Origin of the sequence: Streptomyces sp. NPDC012888, from assembly GCF_042900645.1 — a bacterium.
Taxonomy (GTDB): Bacteria; Actinomycetota; Actinomycetes; order Streptomycetales; family Streptomycetaceae; genus Streptomyces.
The window spans coordinates 145,496-165,238 of the sequence record NZ_JBIBBM010000015.1 but is presented as its reverse complement, the minus strand read 5'-3'; the positions used below and the strand labels follow the sequence as shown (position 1 = coordinate 165,238).

22 protein-coding genes and 1 pseudogene are annotated in these 19,743 nt (G+C 73.2%); 16 read left to right on the top strand and 7 right to left on the bottom strand.

Annotated elements, in window-relative coordinates:
- Positions 1 to 114: 114 nt before the first annotated feature.
- From ACFY61_RS24935 to ACFY61_RS24910, 6 genes and pseudogenes are all read left to right on the top strand, one after another.
- Positions 115 to 678, top strand: a complete 564-nt coding sequence (locus ACFY61_RS24935; RefSeq protein ID WP_389475225.1) for a hypothetical protein — start codon at positions 115 to 117, stop codon at positions 676 to 678.
- Positions 679 to 752: 74 nt separating this feature from the next.
- A complete protein-coding gene (locus tag ACFY61_RS24930) occupies positions 753 to 2,009 on the top strand; it encodes a GNAT family N-acetyltransferase (protein ID WP_389475224.1) in 1,257 nt (418 codons plus the stop codon).
- A 3-nt stretch (positions 2,010 to 2,012) separates the two neighbouring features.
- Positions 2,013 to 2,795, top strand: coding sequence for a putative protein N(5)-glutamine methyltransferase (locus ACFY61_RS24925; RefSeq protein ID WP_389475222.1), 783 nt, complete (start codon positions 2,013 to 2,015; stop codon positions 2,793 to 2,795).
- Between the two features lie 71 nt (positions 2,796 to 2,866).
- The gene (locus ACFY61_RS24920; RefSeq protein WP_389475220.1) at positions 2,867 to 3,283 is read left to right on the top strand and encodes a helix-turn-helix domain-containing protein; all 417 of its coding nucleotides are present in this window, start codon (positions 2,867 to 2,869) and stop codon (positions 3,281 to 3,283) included.
- A 70-nt stretch (positions 3,284 to 3,353) separates the two neighbouring features.
- Positions 3,354 to 3,863 (top strand): annotated as a pseudogene (locus tag ACFY61_RS24915) (hypothetical protein); the annotation flags it as partial.
- A 138-nt stretch (positions 3,864 to 4,001) separates the two neighbouring features.
- Positions 4,002 to 4,322 carry a DUF2516 family protein gene (locus tag ACFY61_RS24910; RefSeq protein WP_389475218.1) on the top strand — a complete coding sequence of 107 codons (321 nt, stop codon included), beginning with the start codon at positions 4,002 to 4,004 and terminating at the stop codon, positions 4,320 to 4,322.
- Positions 4,323 to 4,422: 100 nt separating this feature from the next.
- Here the strand turns inward: ACFY61_RS24910 and ACFY61_RS24905 are convergent, their stop codons facing one another.
- From ACFY61_RS24905 to ACFY61_RS24895, 3 genes are all read right to left on the bottom strand, one after another.
- Complete coding sequence (locus ACFY61_RS24905) at positions 4,423 to 5,697, bottom strand: PP2C family protein-serine/threonine phosphatase (RefSeq protein WP_389475216.1); 1,275 nt, start codon at positions 5,695 to 5,697, stop codon at positions 4,423 to 4,425.
- Positions 5,698 to 5,903: 206 nt separating this feature from the next.
- Positions 5,904 to 6,953, bottom strand: a complete 1,050-nt coding sequence (locus ACFY61_RS24900) for an NlpC/P60 family protein (RefSeq protein ID WP_389475214.1) — start codon at positions 6,951 to 6,953, stop codon at positions 5,904 to 5,906.
- 200 nt (positions 6,954 to 7,153) lie between these two features.
- Positions 7,154 to 7,960 carry a class I SAM-dependent methyltransferase gene (locus ACFY61_RS24895; RefSeq protein ID WP_389475212.1) on the bottom strand — a complete coding sequence of 269 codons (807 nt, stop codon included), beginning with the start codon at positions 7,958 to 7,960 and terminating at the stop codon, positions 7,154 to 7,156.
- A gap of 186 nt (positions 7,961 to 8,146) precedes the next feature.
- Here ACFY61_RS24895 and mshA point away from each other — a divergent pair, with 186 nt between their 5' ends.
- Positions 8,147 to 9,517 (top strand): D-inositol-3-phosphate glycosyltransferase, encoded by a 1,371-nt coding sequence (mshA, locus tag ACFY61_RS24890; RefSeq protein WP_389475210.1) that lies wholly within the window; start codon positions 8,147 to 8,149, stop codon positions 9,515 to 9,517.
- Positions 9,510 to 10,001: a YbjN domain-containing protein gene (locus ACFY61_RS24885; protein WP_389475208.1), complete on the top strand. Its 492-nt coding sequence runs from the start codon at positions 9,510 to 9,512 to the stop codon at positions 9,999 to 10,001. The genes mshA and ACFY61_RS24885 overlap by 8 nt, the downstream gene beginning before the upstream one ends.
- Positions 10,002 to 10,125: 124 nt before the next feature.
- On the opposite strand, the gene ACFY61_RS24880 is transcribed toward ACFY61_RS24885, so the two are convergent.
- Positions 10,126 to 11,397: an MDR family MFS transporter gene (locus ACFY61_RS24880; RefSeq protein ID WP_389475206.1), complete on the bottom strand. Its 1,272-nt coding sequence runs from the start codon at positions 11,395 to 11,397 to the stop codon at positions 10,126 to 10,128.
- A gap of 154 nt (positions 11,398 to 11,551) precedes the next feature.
- Between ACFY61_RS24880 and ACFY61_RS24875 the strand changes: the two genes are divergently transcribed.
- The 3 genes from ACFY61_RS24875 to ACFY61_RS24865 all read left to right on the top strand — a co-directional run bounded on the left by ACFY61_RS24875 (position 11,552) and on the right by ACFY61_RS24865 (position 13,236).
- Positions 11,552 to 12,310, top strand: a complete 759-nt coding sequence (locus ACFY61_RS24875; protein ID WP_389475205.1) for a phosphoglyceromutase — start codon at positions 11,552 to 11,554, stop codon at positions 12,308 to 12,310.
- Between the two features lie 73 nt (positions 12,311 to 12,383).
- Positions 12,384 to 12,851 carry a GNAT family N-acetyltransferase gene (locus ACFY61_RS24870; protein WP_389475203.1) on the top strand — a complete coding sequence of 156 codons (468 nt, stop codon included), beginning with the start codon at positions 12,384 to 12,386 and terminating at the stop codon, positions 12,849 to 12,851.
- On the top strand, positions 12,844 to 13,236 hold the full coding sequence (locus tag ACFY61_RS24865) for a hypothetical protein (RefSeq protein ID WP_389475201.1): 393 nt from the start codon (positions 12,844 to 12,846) through the stop codon (positions 13,234 to 13,236). Before ACFY61_RS24870 ends, ACFY61_RS24865 begins: the two co-directional genes overlap by 8 nt.
- A gap of 50 nt (positions 13,237 to 13,286) precedes the next feature.
- On the opposite strand, the gene ACFY61_RS24860 is transcribed toward ACFY61_RS24865, so the two are convergent.
- On the bottom strand, positions 13,287 to 13,433 hold the full coding sequence (locus ACFY61_RS24860; RefSeq protein WP_389475199.1) for a hypothetical protein: 147 nt from the start codon (positions 13,431 to 13,433) through the stop codon (positions 13,287 to 13,289).
- A gap of 89 nt (positions 13,434 to 13,522) precedes the next feature.
- Positions 13,523 to 14,200, bottom strand: a complete 678-nt coding sequence (gene phoU, locus ACFY61_RS24855) for a phosphate signaling complex protein PhoU (protein ID WP_150208522.1) — start codon at positions 14,198 to 14,200, stop codon at positions 13,523 to 13,525.
- A gap of 206 nt (positions 14,201 to 14,406) precedes the next feature.
- On the opposite strand from phoU, the gene ACFY61_RS24850 reads away from it, so the two are divergent.
- On the top strand, positions 14,407 to 15,624 hold the full coding sequence (locus tag ACFY61_RS24850) for a sensor histidine kinase (protein WP_389475197.1): 1,218 nt from the start codon (positions 14,407 to 14,409) through the stop codon (positions 15,622 to 15,624).
- Positions 15,621 to 16,301 carry a response regulator transcription factor gene (locus ACFY61_RS24845; protein ID WP_007265514.1) on the top strand — a complete coding sequence of 227 codons (681 nt, stop codon included), beginning with the start codon at positions 15,621 to 15,623 and terminating at the stop codon, positions 16,299 to 16,301. The genes ACFY61_RS24850 and ACFY61_RS24845 overlap by 4 nt, the downstream gene beginning before the upstream one ends.
- Positions 16,302 to 16,405: 104 nt before the next feature.
- Here the strand turns inward: ACFY61_RS24845 and ACFY61_RS24840 are convergent, their stop codons facing one another.
- Positions 16,406 to 17,092 carry a DUF461 domain-containing protein gene (locus ACFY61_RS24840; protein ID WP_389475195.1) on the bottom strand — a complete coding sequence of 229 codons (687 nt, stop codon included), beginning with the start codon at positions 17,090 to 17,092 and terminating at the stop codon, positions 16,406 to 16,408.
- 546 nt (positions 17,093 to 17,638) lie between these two features.
- Between ACFY61_RS24840 and ACFY61_RS24835 the strand changes: the two genes are divergently transcribed.
- The 3 genes from ACFY61_RS24835 (at position 17,639) to ispF (ending at position 19,730) form a co-directional block, all read left to right on the top strand.
- Complete coding sequence (locus ACFY61_RS24835; RefSeq protein WP_003953493.1) at positions 17,639 to 18,121, top strand: CarD family transcriptional regulator; 483 nt, start codon at positions 17,639 to 17,641, stop codon at positions 18,119 to 18,121.
- Positions 18,122 to 18,448: 327 nt separating this feature from the next.
- Positions 18,449 to 19,225 (top strand): 2-C-methyl-D-erythritol 4-phosphate cytidylyltransferase, encoded by a 777-nt coding sequence (ispD, locus tag ACFY61_RS24830; RefSeq protein WP_389475193.1) that lies wholly within the window; start codon positions 18,449 to 18,451, stop codon positions 19,223 to 19,225.
- Positions 19,215 to 19,730, top strand: a complete 516-nt coding sequence (gene ispF / locus ACFY61_RS24825; RefSeq protein WP_389475191.1) for a 2-C-methyl-D-erythritol 2,4-cyclodiphosphate synthase — start codon at positions 19,215 to 19,217, stop codon at positions 19,728 to 19,730. The genes ispD and ispF overlap by 11 nt, the downstream gene beginning before the upstream one ends.
- The last annotated feature ends 13 nt before the right edge of the window (positions 19,731 to 19,743 follow it).

The following is a 19,743-nucleotide window of genomic DNA, read 5'->3' as shown; positions in this document are numbered from 1 at the left end:
GTGCACCCGTCCGGGGCCGATCGGGTGGCCGGAGACTGCACCGCCCCCGCCGTCAGTGGCACGATGCACGGAGGCGGTGCGCCGAGCACCGGTCGAGGGGACGGACACGTTCGTATGAATACTTCTGGTACCTCTGCATCCGCGGGCCCCGTGCCGGCGGTGCGGCCGCCCGCGCAGCGCGGGCAGGACGTACGGCCGCCCACCCTGCACGAGCTGGGCCTCGCGGAACTGCGCACCCTGCGCCGCGACGCGCAGCGCGACGAGGCCGACCTCAGCTACGTGCGCCGGCTGCTCCAGGGCCGCATCGACATCCTGCGGGCCGAGCTGGCCCGGCGCGCCGACCCCGAGGCGCCGGTGGTGGTGGTGGACCGGCTCTCCGAGATCCTCGCCGACGCGCCTTCCAGCCGCAGCGCCTCCGCCCGGCACGTCACCCTCGGCACCCCGCACAACGAGGAGTTCCGGCTGCTGGCGGCCGAGATGCTGTCCGACGTGGAGCTGTCGGACCTGGACGCCCGCACCGACGCCGAGCTGCACGACGCGATGGGCCGGCTGGTCCGCTACGAACAGCAGGTGTCCCGGCGCCGGCAGCAGCTCCAGCGCACCGCCGACGACTGCAGCGCCGAGATCACCCGCCGGTACCGGGAGGGCGAGGCGCAGGTGGACGACCTGCTCGGCTAGCGGACGCCGGGCTTCCGCCCGGGCGGGCCGAAAATGGGAGGAAGGGGCGCGGACCGGCGTCTAGCGTGACGGTCATGAGCCTCGACCGAAGCATCGAGATCCGCCCGGTCACCGAGCCGGAAGTCGCCGAGTGGTGGGGCGCCAAGCAGGCCGGTTTCCTGGTCCCCCTCCAGGTGACGGAGGCGGACGCCGTCCAGCGCGCCAAGTACTTCGACCTCTCCCGCACCCAGGGCGCCTTCGACCCGCACACCGGCCGCTGCGTGGCCGCCTTCCGTTCCTTCGCGCAGCGGCTGACCGTGCCCGGCGGTGCCGAGGTCCCGGCCAGCGCGGTCTCCGCGGTGGCCGTGCTGCCCACCCACCGGCGCCGCGGCCTGCTGAGCCGGATGATGGCCGCCGAACTCGCGGCCTCGCAGGCCCGTGGCGACGTGCTGTGCACCCTGATCGCCGCCGAGTACCCCATCTACGGCCGCTTCGGCTTCGGCCCGGCCACCCACGCCGCGGAGTGGGAGGTCGACGTACCGCGCACCGGTCTCGACCCGCGGCGGCCGTCCCCGGCCGGCGGCGGCCGCATCGACCTGGTGGACGTGGCGGAGGTCCGCCGGGTCGGCCCGGCGCTGCACGAACGGTTCCGGGCGGTCACGCCGGGCGCGGTCGGCCGGGACCAGCGGTGGTGGAACCTCGCCACCGGGCTGGAGGAGACCTCCGACCGCCCCTACCGGCCGTCCTTCCACGCCGTGTACCGGTCGGCGTCCGGCGAGGTGGAGGGCCTGGCGGTGTACCGGGCGGACGACCAGTGGACGGACGCGAAGGTCCCGTCGAACACCCTCAGCGTGAAGGACCTGATCGCCCTCACCCCTCAGGCGGAACGGGAGCTCTGGTACTTCCTGTGCTCGGTGGACTGGGTGGTCCGGGTCCGCACCGGCTATCGGCCGCCGGACGACGTCCTGCCGGACCTGCTCCCCGACCCGCGCTCGGCCCGGATGCTCACCTCCGCCGACTTCCTGTGGGTGCGGCTGCTGGACGTCGTACGGGCGCTGGAGGCCCGGACGTACGCGGTGCCGGGCACGCTCGTGCTGGAGGTCGAGGACGGGTCGGGCCCGGCCGGCGGCCGCTACCGGCTGGACGCCGGGACCGGCGGCTGCGAGCGGACCGGCGCGCCGGCGGACCTGACGCTGGGCGTGGACGTGCTGGGCGCCCTGTACCTGGGTGACGCGTCGGCGGCGCGGATGGCGGCGCTGGGGCGGATCACCGAGCACCGCGCGGGGGCGGTGGAGCTGGCCGACGCGGTGTTCCGGACCGGCCGGCGCCCGTGGTGCCCGGATATGTTCTGAATGATGGAGACACGAGTGACGGACTGGGTGGTCGAGCGGCTGCGGGCCGCCGGCTGCGTCTTCGCGGAGGAAGAGGCCGGGCTGCTGCGGACGCGGGCGGCGGAGGGCGCGGACCTGGAGGAGCTCGTGCGGCTGCGGGCCGCCGGGCGTCCGCTGGAGCACGTGGTGGGGTGGGCCGAGTTCTGCGGCCTGCGCATGGCGGTGGGCGAGGGCGCGTTCGTGCCGCGCCGCCGCACCGAGTTCCTGGTGTCCGAGGCGGTGGCCGTGGCCCGGCCGGGCGCGGTGGTGCTCGACCTGTGCTGCGGGGTGGGCGCGCTGGGTGCGGCCGTGGCCGCCGCCGTGCCGGGGGCGGAGCTGCACGCGGCCGACATCGACCCGGTGGCGCTGGAGTACGCCCGGGTCAACGTGGCTCCGTACGGCGGCCGGGTCCACGAGGGCGACCTGTACGGGGCGCTCCCGGCCGGGCTGCGCGGCCGGGTGTCGCTGCTGGTCGCCAACGCCCCGTACGTGCCGACCGGTTCGCTGGGGCTGCTGCCCGCGGAGGCCAGGGAGTACGAGCCGCGGACGGCGCTGGACGGGGGACCGGACGGGCTGGACGTGCAGCGGCGGCTGGCGGCCGGGGCGCCGGACTGGCTGGCGCCGGGCGGGCACCTGCTGATCGAGACGAGCGGCCGGCAGTCCCCGTCGACGGCCTCGGCGATGACGGCGGCCGGTCTGGCGGTGCGCGCGGTGTCCTCGGAGGAATGGGGGGCGACGGTGGTGGTCGGCACGCGGGCCGTGGACTGACACGGACGGCGGGTGCGTGCTGCTGCAAGCAGCTGCTTGCAAAAGTTAGCGGCTTGCGGGAGGATCGGGGCATGGCATCCCTGAACGTCGGGAACCTCGGCGAGTACCTGCGCGAACAGCGCCGCCAGGCCCAGCTGTCGCTGCGTCAGCTGGCCGACGCCGCAGGGGTGTCGAACCCCTACCTGAGCCAGATCGAGCGCGGGCTGCGCAAGCCGAGCGCGGACATCCTCCAGCAGCTGGCCAAGGCGCTGCGGATCTCCGCGGAGACGCTGTACGTGCAGGCGGGGATCCTGGACGAGCGGGACCGGGACGAGGTGGAGACGCGTGCCGCCATCCTGGCCGATCCCTCGATAAACGAGCGGCAGAAGCAGGTGCTGCTCCAGATCTACGAGTCGTTCCGCAAGGAGAACGCGCTCACCGAGGAGCCCCGCCCGCCGCAGGAGGACCAGCGGTCCGGGCGGACCGAGCAGTCCGAGCAGCCCCAGTAGTCCGAGCAGCCCGAGTAGTCAGAGCAGTTCCAGCAGACCGAACAGAACCGCGATCCGGGAGGACCGGAAGATGGCCGTCGTCGATGACCTGAAGAAGACCCTGACCGACCCGACTCCGCTCTACTTCGCGGCCGGCACGGCCGACCTCGCCGTGCAGCAGGCCAAGAAGGTGCCGGCCCTCCTCGAGGCCGTGCGCAACACCGACCCCAAGGCCGTGCAGGAGCGGGCCCGGGAGGACCTGGAGGCGGTGGCCGCCAAGGTGGCCGGGGTGATCGGATCCATCGACCCCAAGGGCTTCGACCCGAAGAAGATCGACGCGAAGAAGATCGGCGAGACCGCCCAGGACCTCGCGCTGCGCGGGGTCGGCGTGGCCGCCGAGTACGCGGTGCGCGCCAAGGAGACCTACGACCGGGTCGCCGAGCACGGCGAGCAGGCCGTGCGCACCTGGCGCGGCGAGGTCGCCGACGAGATCGTCGAGGTCGCCTCGGTGGTCGAGCCCGAGCCGGCCGAGGAGCCGAAGCCGGCGGCGCGCAAGCGGACCGCGAAGAAGGAGGCGGCCGCGGAGCCGGCGGAGGCCGCGGCCGAGTAGGTAGACGACGGCGCGGGCCGGGCACCTTGGGGGTGTCCGGCCCGTTCTTGTAGGTAGCGTGGGAGAGCGGGACTTCGTCGGAAGCGGCAGGCAAGGCGGTAGCGGGACATGTGGACGCAGGGCACGTTGATGCAGGGGCTGTTTTCCGTCCAGTGGCTGATCGGGCTGGCGCTGCTGGTCTTCGCGGTCGTCGCCTTCGTGATGGCCCTGGTGGCCCGCGAGGACGCCTACCGCGCCGCGGACAAGCAGACCAAGACGTTCTGGCTGGTCATCCTGGGCATCGCGGTCGTCGGCTGCTTCCTGGGCTGGCTGTTCCTGCAGGTGGCCGGACTGATCGCGACCATCGTGTTCATGGTCGACGTGCGGCCCGCGCTGCAGCGGGTCTCCGGCGGCGGCCGGCGGGGCAGCAGCAGCGACGGGCCCTACGGCCCGTACAACGGCAACCGCTAGCCGCCCGGCCTGGCTGCGTCCTGGCCCGGCTGCGCCCTGGCCCGGCTGCGCCCGGTCCGTGCCGGGGCCCGGGCCCCGGCCCCCGGCGGGGCCGGTCGCGTCAGCCGCGGGCCAGCAGGACCAGGGCCACGTCGTCGGTGAGCTCGCCGCCGTTCAGGCTGCGGGCCTCGGTGACGGCCGCCTCCAGCAGGCCCTCGCCGGCCAGTCCGCGGTCCAGGTGCCGGTTGATCATCTCCACCATGCCGTCCTGGCCCAGCCGCTCGCGCCCGGTGCCGATCCGGCCCTCGATCAGCCCGTCCGTGTAGAGCATCAGGCCCCAGGAGCTGCCCAGCTCCACCTGGCGGCGGGGCCAGCGGGCGCGCGGCAGCAGCCCGAGTGCCGGACCGCTGTCCTCGTACGGCAGGAGCCGCGCGGGCCCCTCGGTACGGGCGACCAGCGGGGCCGGGTGTCCGGCCAGGCAGAGCCCGGCCCGGCGGCCGTCGGGGGAGATGTCCACCGTGCACAGGGTCGCGAAGATCTCGTCGCAGGGCCGTTCCACCTCCAGCACCTGCTGGAGGGTGGCCAGCAGGTCGTCGCCGGAGAGGCCGGCCAGGGTCAGCGCCCGCCAGGCGATCCGCAGCTCCACGCCGAGGGCCGCCTCGTCCGGGCCGTGGCCGCAGACGTCGCCGATCATCGCGTGCACCGTGCCGTCCGGGGTGCGGACCGCGTCGTAGAAGTCCCCGCCCAGCAGGGCCCGGCTGCGGCCGGGCCGGTAGCGGGCGGCGAACCGGATGTCGGAGCCCTCCAGCAGCGGCGTGGGCAGCAGGCCGCGTTCCAGGCGGGCGTTCTCCTGGGCGCGCAGTTTCGATTCTGCAAGCTTGTACTGGGCGATGTCGGCCCGCTTGCGCTCCACCGCGTAGCGGATGGCGCGGCTCAGCAGCCGCCCGTCCAGCTCGTCGCGGAAGAGGAAGTCCTGGGCGCCGACGCGCACCGCCTCGGCCGCCCGCTCGGCGTCGGCCTCGGCGGTCAGCACCAGCACCGCGTGGCGCGGGGCGATGCGCAGCACCTGCCGCAGGGTGGCCAGCTCGTCGCCGGCCGTCTCCACCGCGGTGGCCGTGACCCGGGCCGGGCCGGAGCCGAGCCCGGCACCGGGCAGGCTCAGGTCGAGCAGGATGCAGTGCACGTCCTGGGTCAGCAGCCGGGCCGCCTCGGTGAGGTTCCGCGCGGTGCGGATGCGGATGCGCTGGCCGTCCGTGTCCAGGATCTCCGGGACGGTGAGGCCGCCGGCCGGGTCGTCCTGGATCACCAGCAGCGTCAGGGGCTGCTGGGGAATCCCGGGCTGACCGCTCTCCGCGGCCGGGATGTCCCTCTGCCGCGGTACGGGTACGGCGGTCATCGTCTCGGTTCCTTCCCTCCCCCCGAGGGTGCGCTCACTGCGCCCCGACCCTAGCGGGAGGACACGGGCCGATGGAATGCCACTGCCGGCCACGCCCCGGGCATATGCCCCTAACGCGCGCGAAGTCGCAGGTGGCGGGATGACGTACATCACGCCGCGGGGGTGCGGAATCTCGGCAGTCGGGATACCGGAACGGGGCCTTTCGGCTACGCGTCCGGGCGGACGACGGCCTTGATCGGCATGGACCCGGCCCCCGCGATCGTCACGTCCCGGCCGGAGCGCGGGGCGTGCACCATCGCGCCGTCCCCGACGTACATCGCCACGTGGCTGGCGTCGTCGTAGTAGATGATCAGATCCCCGGGCCGCATGTCCTTGAGCGGGACCTTCGGCAGCAGCCGAAGCTGCTCCTGCGAGGTGCGCGGGATGTGCCGGCCGGCCGCCAGCCAGGCCTGCGAGGTCAGCCCGGAGCAGTCGAAGGAGTCGGGTCCCTCGGCGCCCCACACGTACGGCTTGCCGATCTGGGCCGTGGCGTACCGGACGGCGAGCTTGCCGGCCTCGGTGGCCGCGCCCTTCACGTCCTTCATCCCGCCGCTGTTCAGCCAGTCCTTCTGCGCGCGGTACTGGGCCTCCCGCTCCAGCTGGAGGAGCCGGGCCTTCTCCTCGGCCTCCAGCTTGCTCTCCAGCTCCTCGGCGGCCTTGATCTTCTCCTCGATCTTCTTCTTCGCCGCCTCCTGCTTGAGCCGGTTGGCCTCCAGGCCCTGCCAGTGGGCGGTGGCGTCCTTTGCGTACTGCTGCAAGTCGGCCTGGGTGCGGTTCAGTTCGGTGAGCACGTCGGCGGTGGCCTTCTCGCCCTGGCGCAACCGGTCGGCGCCGTCGAGGAACTGGGCCGGGTCGCTGCTCATCACCAGCCGGGCGCCCGGCGGCAGGCCGCCCGAGCGGTACTGGGCGCGGGCCGCCGCACCCACCCGGTTCTTCAGGACGGTGATCCGGTCCTGGCCGGCCGCGATCTGTTTGGCGAGGGAGACGATCTGGTCGGACTGCCGCTTGGTCTCGGTCTCCGCCTGGTTGTAGGCGTCGGTTGCGGCGCCCGCCTGCCGGTGGAGCTCCTCGATCTCCTTGCGGACCTGCTCCAGGGACTTGGCGCCCGGCACCGGGGCGGGAACGGCGAAGGCCGTGCCGGAGAGCACCGGAGCGGTGAGGATGGCCGTCGCGCACAGCAGAGTGAGCGCCACCGAGCCGCGTCGCCGTCGGTTCATCGTCCCCCCAGACACCGAGATCCGCCTTCAGGTCAGATCTGACTATTCATCAGTAACTTGTTGCCGCCTTCGGGATGGTGCCACGACTCCGGGAAAACCGACACCCTTGCGGGCACCCGTCCGATCATGCACTCCGTCCCCTCCGGCCCCCCGACGACTCAACGGGACCGGACCGACGCCGGTTCCCCGACCGGCCGGATTCACCCCGCTGGGCGCAACGCGTCCCAGCGCACGGTCAGTTCGCCCTGCCGCCAGCGCACCGGCCCGTCCGTCAGCGGCCAGTCCGCCGCCAGCGCCCGCGCCGTGCGGATCCACCGCTGCCGGGCCCCGTACGAGGCGTAGGGCGCGGCCGCCGCCCACGCCCGGTCGAAGTCCCGCAGGAACGCGTGCACCGGCTCACCCGGGACGTTCCGGTGGATCAACGCCTTCGGCAGCCGCTCCGCGAGGTCCGAGGGCCGCTCCAGGGAGCCCAGCCGGGTCGCGAAGGTGACCGTGCGCGCCCCCTCCGGCCCCAGCGCCACCCACACGTGCCGCCGCCCGATCTCGTCACAGGTGCCCTCGACCAGCAGCCCGCCCGGGGCGAGCCGCCCGCACAGCCGCCCCCACACCTCGGCGACCTGCTCCTCGTCGTACTGCCGCAGCACGTTCGCCGCCCGGATCAGGGCCGGCCGCTCGCCGCCGTCCAGCGGGACCTCGAACCCGCCGTGCCGGAAGCTCAGCCCCTCCCGCTCGTACGGCCTGGCACCCGCCACCCGGGCCGGCTCGATCTCGATGCCGACGACCCGCACCCGGGGCGCGGCCGTCCGCAGCCGGGCCAGCAGCTCCACCGCCGTCCACGGCGCGGCCCCGTAGCCCAGGTCGACCGCCACCGGGGCGTCGGCCCGGCGCAGCGCCGGCCCGTGCACGGCCGCGATCCACCGGTCCATCCGGCGCAGCCGGTTCGGATTGGTCGTCCCGCGGGTCACCGTGCCCACGGGACGGCTCGGGGGAGGGGTGCGGGAGGCCATGGGCCGAGAGTAAGCGGAAGGAACGGGCCGGATAAAAATCCGGCAAACCGAGGGCCGATCCGCCCGGACTGGAATGCCGGGCAGGCCCGCCGTGGTTGCACCCTTGACGGGCGCACCCCGCGCCCGGCGCCGACCTGCCTGCCGGCGACCAGCGACCGGCGACCACCGACCGAGAGGACTGCTCCCTTGAGCCAGTACGTATCCCGGCTCGGAGGAAGGCGTGCGGCCGGCCGCCTCACCCGCCACGACCCGCCCCGCCTCCGCCTCCCGGAGTTCGGCCAGCACCGCAAGCCGCGCCGGGTGGCCATGCTCAGCGTGCACACCTCGCCGCTGCACCAGCCGGGCACCGGCGACGCCGGCGGGATGAACGTGTACATCGTGGAGCTCGCCAGGCGGCTCGCCGCGATCGGCATCGAGGTCGAGATCTTCACGCGGGCCACCGCCGGCGGCCTCCCGCCCTCCGTCGAGCTGGCCCCCGGCGTACTCGTCCGCCACGTCGACGCCGGACCGTACGAGGGCCTGGCCAAGGAAGAGCTGCCCGCGCAGCTGTGCGCCTTCACCCACGGCGTGATGCAGGCCTGGGCCGGCCACCGACCCGGCTACTACGACCTGGTCCACTCCCACTACTGGCTCTCCGGCCACGTCGGCTGGCTCGCCGCCGAGCGCTGGCGCGTCCCGCTCGTCCACGCCATGCACACCATGGCCAAGGTCAAGAACGCCTCCCTGGCCGAGGGCGACACTCCCGAGCCCGCCGCCCGCGTGATCGGCGAGACGCAGATCGTCACCGCCGCCGACCGGCTGATCGCGAACACCTCGGAGGAGGCCGACGAGCTGGTCCGCCACTACGAGGCCGACCCCGGCAAGGTCGCCGTCGTCCACCCCGGCGTCAACCTCGACCGCTTCACCGTCGGCGACGGCCGGGCCGCCGCCCGCGCCCGCCTGGGCCTGCCCCAGGACGCGCTGATCCCCCTCTTCGCCGGCCGGATCCAGCCGCTCAAGGCCCCCGACGTGCTGCTGCGCGCGGTCGCCCGGCTGGTCGACCGGGACCCGTCGCTGCGCCCCAGGCTGTTCGTGCCGGTCGTCGGCGGCCCCAGCGGAAGCGGCCTGGCCAAGCCGGAAGGCCTGCAGAAGCTGGCCTCCGCGCTGGGCATCGCCGACCTGGTCCACTTCCACCCGCCGGTCGCCCAGGACCGCCTGGTCGACTGGTTCCGGGCGGCGTCGGTGCTGGTCATGCCCTCGTACAGCGAATCCTTCGGGCTGGTCGCCGTCGAGGCGCAGGCCACCGGCACGCCGGTGCTCGCCGCCGCGGTCGGCGGCCTGCCGGTCGCCGTCGCCGACGGCACCACCGGCCTGCTGGTGCCCGGGCACGACCCGGCGGACTACGCCGACCGGCTGAGGCGCTTCGTGGACGACCCGGGGCTGACCGAGCGGATGGGCCGGGAGGCGGCCCGGCACGCCCGCTCCTTCGGCTGGGACACCGCCGCCAGCGGCACGGCGGACGTGTACACCGCGGCCATGCATGATCACCGCCGTCGCGTACGCTCCCACCATGGCTGATCACGCGGCGATCATCGAGTCCACCCTGACCGGCGCCGAGCTGGAGTGGGAGTCCCCCGAACCCGGCTCGTACGTGGTCAAGCTGCCCGGCACGCGCAAGCTGTCGACGACCTGCTCGCTGCTGGTCGGACGCCACTCGCTGTCCGTGAACGCGTTCGTCATCCGCCACCCCGACGAGAACGACGCCGCCGTCCACCGGTGGCTGCTGGAACGCAACCTCAAGCTGTACGGCGGCCTCGCCTACGCGGTGGACGGCCTCGGCGACGTCTACCTGGCGGGCCGGCTGCCGCTGTCGGTGATCACCCCGGAGGAGCTGGACCGGCTCCTGGGCACGATCCTGGAGGCGTGCGACGGCGCGTTCAACACGCTGCTGGAGCTGGGGTTCGCCAGTGCGATCCGCCGCGAGTACGCGTGGCGCACGTCCCGCGGGGAATCCACGGCCAACCTCTCCGCCTTCCGCCACCTCACCCACCCCACCCCCTGACCCGGGCCCGGCCTCGCCTCCGACCCCGAACGGCGTTCGAGCGGACCGAGCGGCACCCCCGCCGGGCACGCGGGGCGGAGCCCCGTGGCCTGGGCGGAGGCTTGTCCGGCAGTCCGGCGCGGGGTCACGCCGCCGGGGTCGGATCCGGGCTGGGGGCGGGCAGCGGCTGGGCGGCGGCGGCCTGGGCGGGCTCCGCCGGGAGGCCCCGCATCAGCAGCCAGTAGCCGAGCGCGGCCACCGTGCCCAGCACCCCCGTCGCTCCCCAGAGCCACCCCGCCCCGTACTCGTCGATCACGTACCCCGCCATCAGCGGAGCGACCAGCGCGGCCACCGCCCAGGACATCGTGTACATGCCCTGGTAGCGGCCCCTCCCGTGCACCGGGGACAGCCGCACGACCAGGCTCATCTGCGTCGGCGAGTTCACGATCTCCGCCAGCGTCCACACGCACACCGTCAGCGCGTAGGCCCCGATCGACCCCGCGAAGGCCGTCATCGCGAACCCGTACCCGGCCAGCAGCGCCGACACCACCAGCAGCCGCTGCGGATCGCGGTGCTCGATGAAACGGGTGACCGGAATCTGCAGCACCACGATCAGCACCCCGTTGACCGCGATGACCAGCCCGTAGTCCCCGGGCGAGAAGCCCGCCGCGCCCATCGCCACCGGAAGCCCCACCGACCCCTGGGTGAAGATGAGGGAGATGAGGAAGGACAGGCCGACGACGCTCATGAACCGCCGGTCCCGCAGCACCGTCCCGAGCCCGACCTCCGGCTCCGCGCCGCCCGCCGTCCCCGGCACCCGCTCCGGCCGGGACTCCGGCAGCTTGACGAAGACCAGCACCGCGCAGACCAGCGTCAGCGCCGCCTCGCCCAGGAAGCCCGCCAGGTAGCTGAACTCCGCGACGAAGCCGGCGGCGACCGCGCTCACCGCGAAGCCGAGGTTGATGGCCCAGTAGTTCAGGGCGAACGCCCGGACCCGGTCCTCCGGCCGGACGATGTCCGCCATCATCGCCTGCACCGCCGGCCGGGAGGCGTTCGAGGTCATGCCGACCAGCATGGCCACCGCGGCGATCGCCGCCGGATGCTCCATGAAGCCCAGCAGCGCCACCGACAGCGCCGTCGAGACGTTGGCCGCCAGCATCGTGGGCCGGCGCCCCAGCCGGTCGGTCATCACCCCGGCCCCCAGGGAGGAGACCACTCCGCCGAGCCCGTGCAGGGCGGCCACCAGTCCCGCGAACGAGGCCGAGTAGCCCCGGTCCAGGGTCAGGTACAAGGCCATGAAGGTGGCGACGAAAGCCCCGAGCCGGTTCACCAGCGTGCTCGTCCAGAGCCACCAGAACGCCCCCGGCAGACCCGACACGCTCTCGTGCACGGCTCGTCTCATCGCGGCAACGGACATACGGATTCCCCCCGGCGGTGTGTAAGTGGTGCGGCACTGGGCCGGACGTTACGGCCAGGGGGGTTCCGGACGCCACTGGATTGACGCCCCGCGTCAATCGGCGGGGCCCGCGGCAGCGCACGCGTGCCCTTCCGCGTCCATTAGGCTCGTACGCATGGCCGACGCACCGTACAAGCTGATCCTGCTCCGCCACGGCGAGAGCGAGTGGAACGCGAAGAACCTGTTCACCGGCTGGGTGGACGTCAACCTCAACGAGAAGGGCGAGAAGGAGGCGGTCCGCGGCGGTGAGCTGCTCAAGGACGCCGGCCTGCTCCCCGACGTCGTGCACACCTCCCTCCAGAAGCGCGCGATCCGCACCGCCCAGCTCGCGCTCGAGGCCGCCGACCGCCACTGGATCCCGGTCCACCGCTCCTGGCGCCTGAACGAGCGCCACTACGGTGCGCTCCAGGGCAAGGACAAGGCCCAGACCCTCGCCGAGTTCGGCGAGGAGCAGTTCATGCTGTGGCGCCGCTCGTACGACACCCCGCCGCCGGCCCTCGAGGACGGCACCGAGTTCTCCCAGTCCGGGGACGCGCGCTACGCGACGATCCCGCCGGAGCTGCGCCCGAAGACGGAGTGCCTCAAGGACGTCGTCCAGCGCATGCTCCCGTACTGGTACGACGGCATCGTCCCGGACCTGCTGGCCGGCCGCACGGTCCTGGTCGCCGCCCACGGCAACTCCCTGCGCGCCCTGGTCAAGCACCTGGACGGCATCTCCGACGCCGACATCGCGGGCCTGAACATCCCGACCGGCATCCCGCTCTCCTACGAGCTGGACGCCGAGTTCAAGCCGCTCAACCCGGGCGGCACCTACCTCGACCCGGAGGCCGCGGCCGCCGCCATCGAGGCCGTGAAGAACCAGGGCAAGAAGTAACGAAGCCCGCCGAGGGCCCCCCGCCTGCGGATATTCCGTGGGCAGGGGGCCCTCGCGTTGTTACCGTGCGCGGATGACCTTGCGCCTGGAGAAGATCGTTCCCGCCAACGTCGAAGCCGGGATCGGGCTTCGGATACGTCCCGAGCAGGAGGGGAACGTCGAGCCCGTCGCCCACTCGTTGGCCGAGGCCTACGCCTGGGGGGACACCGCCTGGCCGCGGCTGATCGTCGACGGGGAGCGGGTCGTCGGGTTCCTGATGGCCTTCCTCGACATCCAGTGGAACCCGGCGAAGGACCCCGAGGACCGGCGCAGCGGGCTGTGGCGGCTGAACATCGCGGCCGACGCGCAGGGCCGCGGGTACGGACGGTACGCGGTCGCGCAGGTGGCGGAGGAGATCCGGCGGCGGGGCGGCGACCGGCTGTACACCACGTGGGAGCCGGGCGAGGACGGTCCCAGGGAGTTCTACCTGAAGCTGGGCTTCCGCCTCACCGGCGAGACCAGCGGCGGTCAGACGGTCGGCGTGCTCGACCTCGATGGGTGAGCAGCCGGCCGCCGCGGCCGCCGGCCGCGGCTTCGGCAGCCCGGACGAGGCGCTGGCCCGGTGGCGGCTGGTGGTCGTCGACATAGAGGCCGGCTTCGACCTGGCCTGGGTGTGGGAGTACGCCAACGAGCTGGCCTGCCGGGACTGGCTGCACGCCGCCTGGCCGCGGCTCGGCGAACGGGAGCGGGTCCTGCGGCAGCCGGTACTGGACCGCTGGGACGACCGGTTCTTCGCCGCGACGCTGCCGATGGCCGTGGACGGAGCCGGCCTCGGCGAGCGGGACGGAGCCTGGTGGCACCGCAGGTTCCCGGCACGCTGCTTCCGCGGCGAGGGGCAGTCGCTGCCGCCGCACTGGTCGCCGCCGCCGGTGGTGGAACCGTACTGACGAAGGGGCCCCGGCCGTGACGGCCGGGGCCCCTCGCGCGCGGGCGGCGGTCAGCCGCACTGGCAAGGCGCGCCGGACTGGCAGCCGCAGCCGCAGCCCGAGCCGCAGCCGCAGGCCGCGAGCAGCGGGAGCCGCAGCGGCTCCTTCGGCGGTGACTGCTCCTGCTCCGGGGTGATGGGCACGGGGGAATCGGGCATGGTTCCTCCTCGCGGGCGGTGGTGCGTTCGCCTCATTCATGCCCGGCCGGGGCGGCGCGTCAACGGCGCACTGGGGCAGAGCGCCCGGGTCAGACGCCCTCGACCACGGTCGGCGGCTGGAGCTCGTCGGCGTGCTCGCCGGTCACCAGGTAGACCACGCGCTTGGCCACCGAGACCGCGTGGTCGGCGAACCGCTCGTAGTAGCGGCCCAGCAGGGTCACGTCCACGGCCGTCTCGATGCCGTGCTTCCAGCGGTCGTCCATCAGGTGCTGGAAGAGGGTGCGGTGCAGCTGGTCCATCTCGTCGTCGTCCGTCTCCAGCTGGAGGGCGAGGTCGACGTCCTTGGTGATGATCACCTCGGCGGCCTTGGCCATCAGGCGCTGTGCCAGCTGGCCCATCTCCAGGATGGTCGCGTGCAGGTCCCGCGGCACCGCGGTGTCGGGGAACCGCAGCCGGGCGAGCTTCGCCACGTGCTGGGCCAGGTCGCCGGAGCGCTCCAGGTCGGCGCTCATCCGCAGCGAGGTGACGACGATGCGCAGGTCGGTGGCGACCGGCTGCTGGCGGGCCAGCAGGGCGATCGCCCGGGCCTCCAGGTCGTGCTGCAGGTCGTCGACCTTCTGGTCGGCCGCGATGACGCTCTCGGCGAGCTTCAGGTCGGCGTCGAGCATGGCGGTGGTCGCCCGCCCGATGGCGGAACCGACGAGCCGGGCCATCTCGACGAGGCCTTCCCCGATCGAGTCCAGTTCCTCGTGGTAAGCGTCCCGCATGGGTGTTCCCTCTCTCACGTCTGCCGGGGAGCCGGGGGGATCGTTTGGGTCCGGCGCCCACGCTCTCACGGTCCGGGGCGTACGCGTCGGGCTCCGACACCACAAGTGAATCAACCCCGTCGCCACGGTGAACTCTGGGCGACGACTGTTCGAGGTGCCACCCGAACGGCTGTGGAACTGTCGTCGTGCCTGCTTAACCTGGATGCATGGACGTGAACGCGGCGGTCGCCGCAGCGGCTGCGATCGCCGGGTTGTGCACCGGCGTGATCGCCATGCTGGCGTTCCGCTGGAGCGAGCGCGACCAGGCCCGCCCCACCCGGAGCTCCATGAGGCCGGACATCAACGCGGTGCTGCCGCCGGGCGTGGACACCGTCCTCTCGGTACTCCGCTCCTCGGCGGTCGTCCTCGACGAGGCCGACGCGGTCGTCAAGGCCAGCTCGGCGGCGTACGCCCTGGGGCTGGTCCGCGGCGGCAAGCTGGCCGTCGAACCGATGCTCCACATGGCCCGCGACACCCGCCGGGACGGGGAGATACGCCAGGTCGAGCTGGACCTGCCCCGGCGCGGCACCGGCCGAGGCGAGGCCCTCGCGGTGTCCGCACGCGTCGCCCCGCTCGGCTCGCGGCTCGTCCTGCTCCTGGTGGAGGACCTGACCGAGGCCCGGCGGATCGAGGCGGTGCGCCGGGACTTCGTCGCCAACGTCTCGCACGAGCTGAAGACGCCCGTGGGAGCGCTCTCCCTGCTCTCGGAGGCCGTCATGGACGCCTCCGACGACCCCGAGGCGGTCATGCGCTTCGCCGGCCGGATGCAGATCGAGGCCACCCGGCTGACCAACCTGGTCCAGGAGCTCATCGACCTGTCCCGGGTCCAGAACGACGACCCGCTGGAGGACGCCGAGCCCGTGCGCGTGGACACGCTCGTCGCCGAGGCCGTCGACCGCTGCCGACACACCGCTTCCAGCAAGCAGATCACCATGGCCGCCGGCGGCACCGCCGACCTGCGCGTCTGGGGCAACCGCGGCCAGCTCGCGGCCGCCCTGGGCAACCTGGTCGAGAACGCCGTCAACTACAGTCCGGCCCGCACCCGGGTGGGCATAGCCGCCCGCCGGGTGGCCGCCCCCCGGGGCGATTTCATCGAGATCGCCGTCACCGACCAGGGCATCGGCATCCCGGAGAAGGACCGCGAGCGCATCTTCGAGCGCTTCTACCGCGTGGACCCGGCGCGCTCGCGCGCGACCGGCGGCACCGGCCTCGGCCTCGCGATCGTCAAGCACGTGGCCGCCTCCCACGGCGGGGAGGTCACGGTGTGGAGCTCCGAGGGCCAGGGCTCCACCTTCACCCTCAGGCTTCCGGAGGCCGCCACCACCCGGACCGCCGCGCCCGACAGACAAACAGCCACCACCCCTGCCCCGGAGGTCCTTCCGTGACCCGAGTGCTCGTCGTCGAGGATGAGGAATCCTTCAGCGACGCCCTGTCCTACATGCTCCGCAAGGAGGGCTTCGAGGTCGCGATCGCCGCGACCGGGCCCGACGGCCTGGACGAGTTCGAGCGCAACGGCGCCGACCTCGTCCTGCTCGACCTGATGCTGCCGGGCCTGCCCGGCACCGAGGTCTGCCGGCAGCTGCGCGGCCGCTCCAACGTGCCAGTGATCATGGTGACCGCCAAGGACAGCGAGATCGACAAGGTCGTCGGGCTGGAAATAGGAGCGGACGACTACGTCACCAAGCCCTTCTCCTCGCGGGAGCTGGTCGCCCGCATCCGCGCGGTGCTGCGCCGCCGCGGCGAGCCGGAGGAGGTCACGCCGGCCGCGCTGGAGGCCGGACCGGTCCGCATGGACGTCGACCGGCACGTGGTGACGGTGGCCGGCGCGAAGGTCGACCTGCCGCTGAAGGAGTTCGACCTGCTGGAGATGCTGCTCCGCAACGCGGGGCGGGTGCTGACCCGGATGCAGCTGATCGACCGGGTGTGGGGGGCGGACTACGTGGGCGACACGAAGACGCTCGACGTCCACGTGAAGCGGCTGCGGGCGAAGATCGAGCCGGATCCGGGGGCGCCGCGGTACCTGGTCACGGTCCGCGGCCTCGGCTACAAGTTCGAGCCGTAACCATTCCCGCGGCCGAGCCCCCGTGTTCGGACGGGGCTGCGGGCCGGGTGGTGACGTGCGAGAGGGCCCCGCCCGGGGTACGGGCGGGGCCCTCTCGGGTGGGGTCAGTGACCGGCGGCGTGAGAGGCCGAGCCGGACGGGGTGACCGCGGCCGAGCCGGACGGCGTGGCGGCCGGGGAGCCCGAGGTGCCCGCGGCCGGGGTGGCGGCGGGGCTGCCCGACGGCGTGGCGGCCGGAGAGCCGGACGCGCCGGGCTTGGCGCCGGGGGCGGCCGGGGCGACGGTCGGGCCGTACGCCTCGTAGTAGCCGGTGGCCGGCACGACGAAGGCCTCCAGGGAGACGTCCCCGGTCTGCGACAGCTGGAAGACGACCTCCTGCCCGTCGCCGTCCTCCAGGGACCCGCTGCCGCCCTCGATCACGGCGGACGCGTTGCCCTCGCCGCCGATGACCACCGAGCCGCCGGCCGGGACGGTGATCTTCCCGGAGCCGGTGGCGGGCTTCAGCGCGACGGTGCCGCCGCCACCCGGCAGCGTGATGCCGTCCAGGGTCTGGGCCTTGCCGCCGTTGTTGAAGACGGTCGCCGATACGACGGCCGGCCCCTTGGCCTTCTTGTCTGCCTGGGTGATGACCAGAGCGTTCTGGATCTCGATGTCACCCTTGGTGGCCATCGCGGTGTCCGGCTTGATCCCGAGGGACTGCGCGTCGTTACCGGCGCCGCATGCGGCGAGGGATCCGATGGAGAGGACGATGGCGGCGGCGGCGAGGGCGCCGCGTCGAAGGCTGCGGCTCACGGCGGCGGCAACTCCTTGGACGTACGGACGAGGGCGGTCGGACGGCCGAGGTAAAGCCGCCCTAAGGGTGTGTCAGCGCGCTTAGGTTACCGAGCCGCCGCCCTGCCCCCGCACCCGACCCTCCGGGCCGCCGCCGCGCACCCCCCGGGCTCCGGCGATCTTGTTATTCCGCGCCCCGTCCGCCCCGCCCGGGTATATCGTCCGTGATCGAATTCACCGATTCACCGGTGATCAATTCGGGATTGGCTCGGAACCCGTCCGTGCGGGTGTCCGCCAGTCGAACGGAGTACTTCCGTTTGGCTGCTCGGAACCAGGCAAAACGGGACGTACATCACAGCCTCCGGCTCGCCCGCCAGGTGTAACGTGGTCGTTTCTGTGCGCCCCGACAGGGCCCCCCACCTGCGAATACCCCCTTCCGCGACACCCCCGGAGCATGTCGCCGCCGCTGTTGTCAAGCCCCGAGATAGGCCCTGACCTGCGAAAACGCCATTCATAACGGTCCGTTCTCGTGTTACCCTGGATAGCCACGGAAGGGGTACCTGTCACATGACGTTCAAGGTTGGCGACACCGTGGTCTATCCCCATCACGGGGCCGCGCTGATCGAGGCCATCGAAACTCGCCAGATCAAAGGCGTGGACAAGACCTACTTGGTGCTCAAGGTCGCCCAGGGCGACCTGACGGTTCGTGTGCCTGCGGACAATGCGGAGTTCGTCGGCGTTCGCGATGTAGTCGGCCAGGACGGTCTGGACCGGGTCTTCGAGGTGCTGCGTGCACCGTACGCCGAGGAGCCCACGAACTGGTCCCGTCGCTACAAGGCGAACCTGGAGAAGCTCGCTTCTGGCGACGTCATCAAGGTCGCCGAAGTGGTGCGCGACCTCTGGCGTCGTGAGCGCGAGCGCGGTCTGTCCGCGGGCGAGAAGCGCATGCTCGCCAAGGCGCGTCAGATCCTGGTGAGCGAGCTCGCGCTCGCGGAGAACACCAACGAGGACAAGGCCGAGGCCCTCCTCGACGAGGTCCTCGCGTCCTGACGCGAACACGGACCGTTCCACACAGTGTGCCGCGGTGCCCGTTGACTGCGCCTCCCGTTTTGCGGGGGGCCTGTTGCCGGGCGCTGCGGCATGTCTGTACCCGCGCCCGTACGCGTACTCCCTGACCCGTACGCGTACGCCCTGACAAGCCCCCGTCGCGCACGCCGGCCGCGGTGCGCCGGGTCCGTCACGGAAGGGGCGAGGGCATCGCACCCGGCACACCCCCGCCTACCGCCGGGGGTACCCCCAAGGCCATACCCAAGTCGGCCGAAGGCACAAACCTGGCCGCCCGTCCATGTCCCTGCCCGGAGCTAGCGGAGCTACCCGATGTACGACGAAACGCGCCACGAGGGCCCGGCGGGCCCCCCGCGCCCCCACCGCACCGCCGCGGTGATCCCGGCCGCCGGCCGTGGTGTCCGGCTCGGCCCCGGCGCCCCCAAGGCCCTGCGCGCGCTGGGCGGCATCCCCATGCTGATCCACGCCGTCCGCGCCATGGCCCGGTCACGGGCCGTCTCGCTGGTGGTCGTCGTCGCCCCGCCCGACGGGGCCGCCGAGGTCCGCAACCTGCTGGACGAGGTCTCCCTGCCGGAACGCACCGACCTCCTCGTCGTCCCCGGCGGCGAGACCCGGCAGGAGTCCGTCCGGGCCGGCCTGGACGCCCTGCCGGAGGACGTCACCGCCGTCCTCATCCACGACGCCGCCCGCCCGCTGGTCCCGGTGGACACCGTCGACGCCGTCGTCGAGGCCGTCCGCGACGGCGCGCCCGCCGTGGTACCCGCCCTGCCGCTGGCCGACACCGTCAAGGAGGTCGAACCGGCCGGCCGCCCCGGCGAGCCCGAAGCCGTCCTCGGCACTCCCGAGCGGTCCCGGCTGCGCGCCGTGCAGACCCCGCAGGGCTTCGACCGGAAGACCCTGGTCCGGGCCCACGAGACCATCGCCGTCAACGGCGAGGGTGCCACCGACGACGCCGGAATGGTGGAAAAGCTCGGCGTGACCGTCGTGGTCGTCCCCGGCCACGAAGAGGCCTTCAAGGTCACCCGTCCGCTCGACCTCGTCCTCGCCGAGGCCGTACTCGCCCGCAGGAGGGCCACCGATGCCTACTAGTCCCGAAGCCCCCGCCGGACCCGTGCTTCCGCTGGTCGGCATCGGCACCGACGTGCACGCCTTCGAGAAGGGCCGCGAACTGTGGTGCGCCGGCCTGCTCTGGGAAGGGGAGGAGTACGGGCTGGCCGGGCACTCCGACGGGGACGTCGCCGCCCACGCCGCCTGTGACGCCCTGTTCTCCGCGGCCGGTGTCGGCGACCTCGGCGCCCACTTCGGCACCTCCCGCCCCGAATGGTCCGGCGCCTCCGGCGTGACCCTGCTCGCCGAGGCCGCCCGGATCGTGCGCGCCGCCGGTTTCGAGATCGGCAACGTGTCCGTGCAGGTCATCGGCGTACGCCCGAAGATCGGCAAGCGGCGCGACGAAGCCCAGAAGGCGCTGAGCGCGGCCGCCGGGGCCCCGGTGTCCGTCTCCGGCACCACCACCGACGGTCTCGGCCTGACCGGCCGCGCCGAAGGCCTGGCCGCCATCGCCACCGCCCTGGTCCACCGCGTCCGTCCCGCCTGACGCCCGCCGCCGG

What these genes read in the sequence shown, in the direction of transcription:
- ACFY61_RS24935 (WP_389475225.1), top strand. Translation starts at nt 115, where the DNA reads ATGAATACTTCTGGTACCTCTGCATCCGCGGGCCCCGTGCCGGCGGTG.
- ACFY61_RS24850 (WP_389475197.1), top strand. Translation starts at nt 14,407, where the DNA reads ATGGACGTGAACGCGGCGGTCGCCGCAGCGGCTGCGATCGCCGGGTTG.
- ACFY61_RS24865 (WP_389475201.1), top strand. Translation starts at nt 12,844, where the DNA reads ATGGGTGAGCAGCCGGCCGCCGCGGCCGCCGGCCGCGGCTTCGGCAGC.
- ACFY61_RS24895 (WP_389475212.1), bottom strand. Translation starts at nt 7,960, where the DNA reads ATGGCCTCCCGCACCCCTCCCCCGAGCCGTCCCGTGGGCACGGTGACC.
- ACFY61_RS24920 (WP_389475220.1), top strand. Translation starts at nt 2,867, where the DNA reads ATGGCATCCCTGAACGTCGGGAACCTCGGCGAGTACCTGCGCGAACAG.
- ACFY61_RS24905 (WP_389475216.1), bottom strand. Translation starts at nt 5,697, where the DNA reads ATGACCGCCGTACCCGTACCGCGGCAGAGGGACATCCCGGCCGCGGAG.
- ispF (WP_389475191.1), top strand. Translation starts at nt 19,215, where the DNA reads ATGCCTACTAGTCCCGAAGCCCCCGCCGGACCCGTGCTTCCGCTGGTC.
- ACFY61_RS24925 (WP_389475222.1), top strand. Translation starts at nt 2,013, where the DNA reads ATGGAGACACGAGTGACGGACTGGGTGGTCGAGCGGCTGCGGGCCGCC.
- ACFY61_RS24900 (WP_389475214.1), bottom strand. Translation starts at nt 6,953, where the DNA reads ATGAACCGACGGCGACGCGGCTCGGTGGCGCTCACTCTGCTGTGCGCG.
- ACFY61_RS24870 (WP_389475203.1), top strand. Translation starts at nt 12,384, where the DNA reads ATGACCTTGCGCCTGGAGAAGATCGTTCCCGCCAACGTCGAAGCCGGG.
- ACFY61_RS24930 (WP_389475224.1), top strand. Translation starts at nt 753, where the DNA reads ATGAGCCTCGACCGAAGCATCGAGATCCGCCCGGTCACCGAGCCGGAA.
- ispD (WP_389475193.1), top strand. Translation starts at nt 18,449, where the DNA reads ATGTACGACGAAACGCGCCACGAGGGCCCGGCGGGCCCCCCGCGCCCC.
- ACFY61_RS24885 (WP_389475208.1), top strand. Translation starts at nt 9,510, where the DNA reads ATGGCTGATCACGCGGCGATCATCGAGTCCACCCTGACCGGCGCCGAG.
- ACFY61_RS24860 (WP_389475199.1), bottom strand. Translation starts at nt 13,433, where the DNA reads ATGCCCGATTCCCCCGTGCCCATCACCCCGGAGCAGGAGCAGTCACCG.
- ACFY61_RS24875 (WP_389475205.1), top strand. Translation starts at nt 11,552, where the DNA reads ATGGCCGACGCACCGTACAAGCTGATCCTGCTCCGCCACGGCGAGAGC.
- ACFY61_RS24910 (WP_389475218.1), top strand. Translation starts at nt 4,002, where the DNA reads ATGCAGGGGCTGTTTTCCGTCCAGTGGCTGATCGGGCTGGCGCTGCTG.
- ACFY61_RS24880 (WP_389475206.1), bottom strand. Translation starts at nt 11,397, where the DNA reads ATGTCCGTTGCCGCGATGAGACGAGCCGTGCACGAGAGCGTGTCGGGT.
- phoU (WP_150208522.1), bottom strand. Translation starts at nt 14,200, where the DNA reads ATGCGGGACGCTTACCACGAGGAACTGGACTCGATCGGGGAAGGCCTC.
- ACFY61_RS24835 (WP_003953493.1), top strand. Translation starts at nt 17,639, where the DNA reads ATGACGTTCAAGGTTGGCGACACCGTGGTCTATCCCCATCACGGGGCC.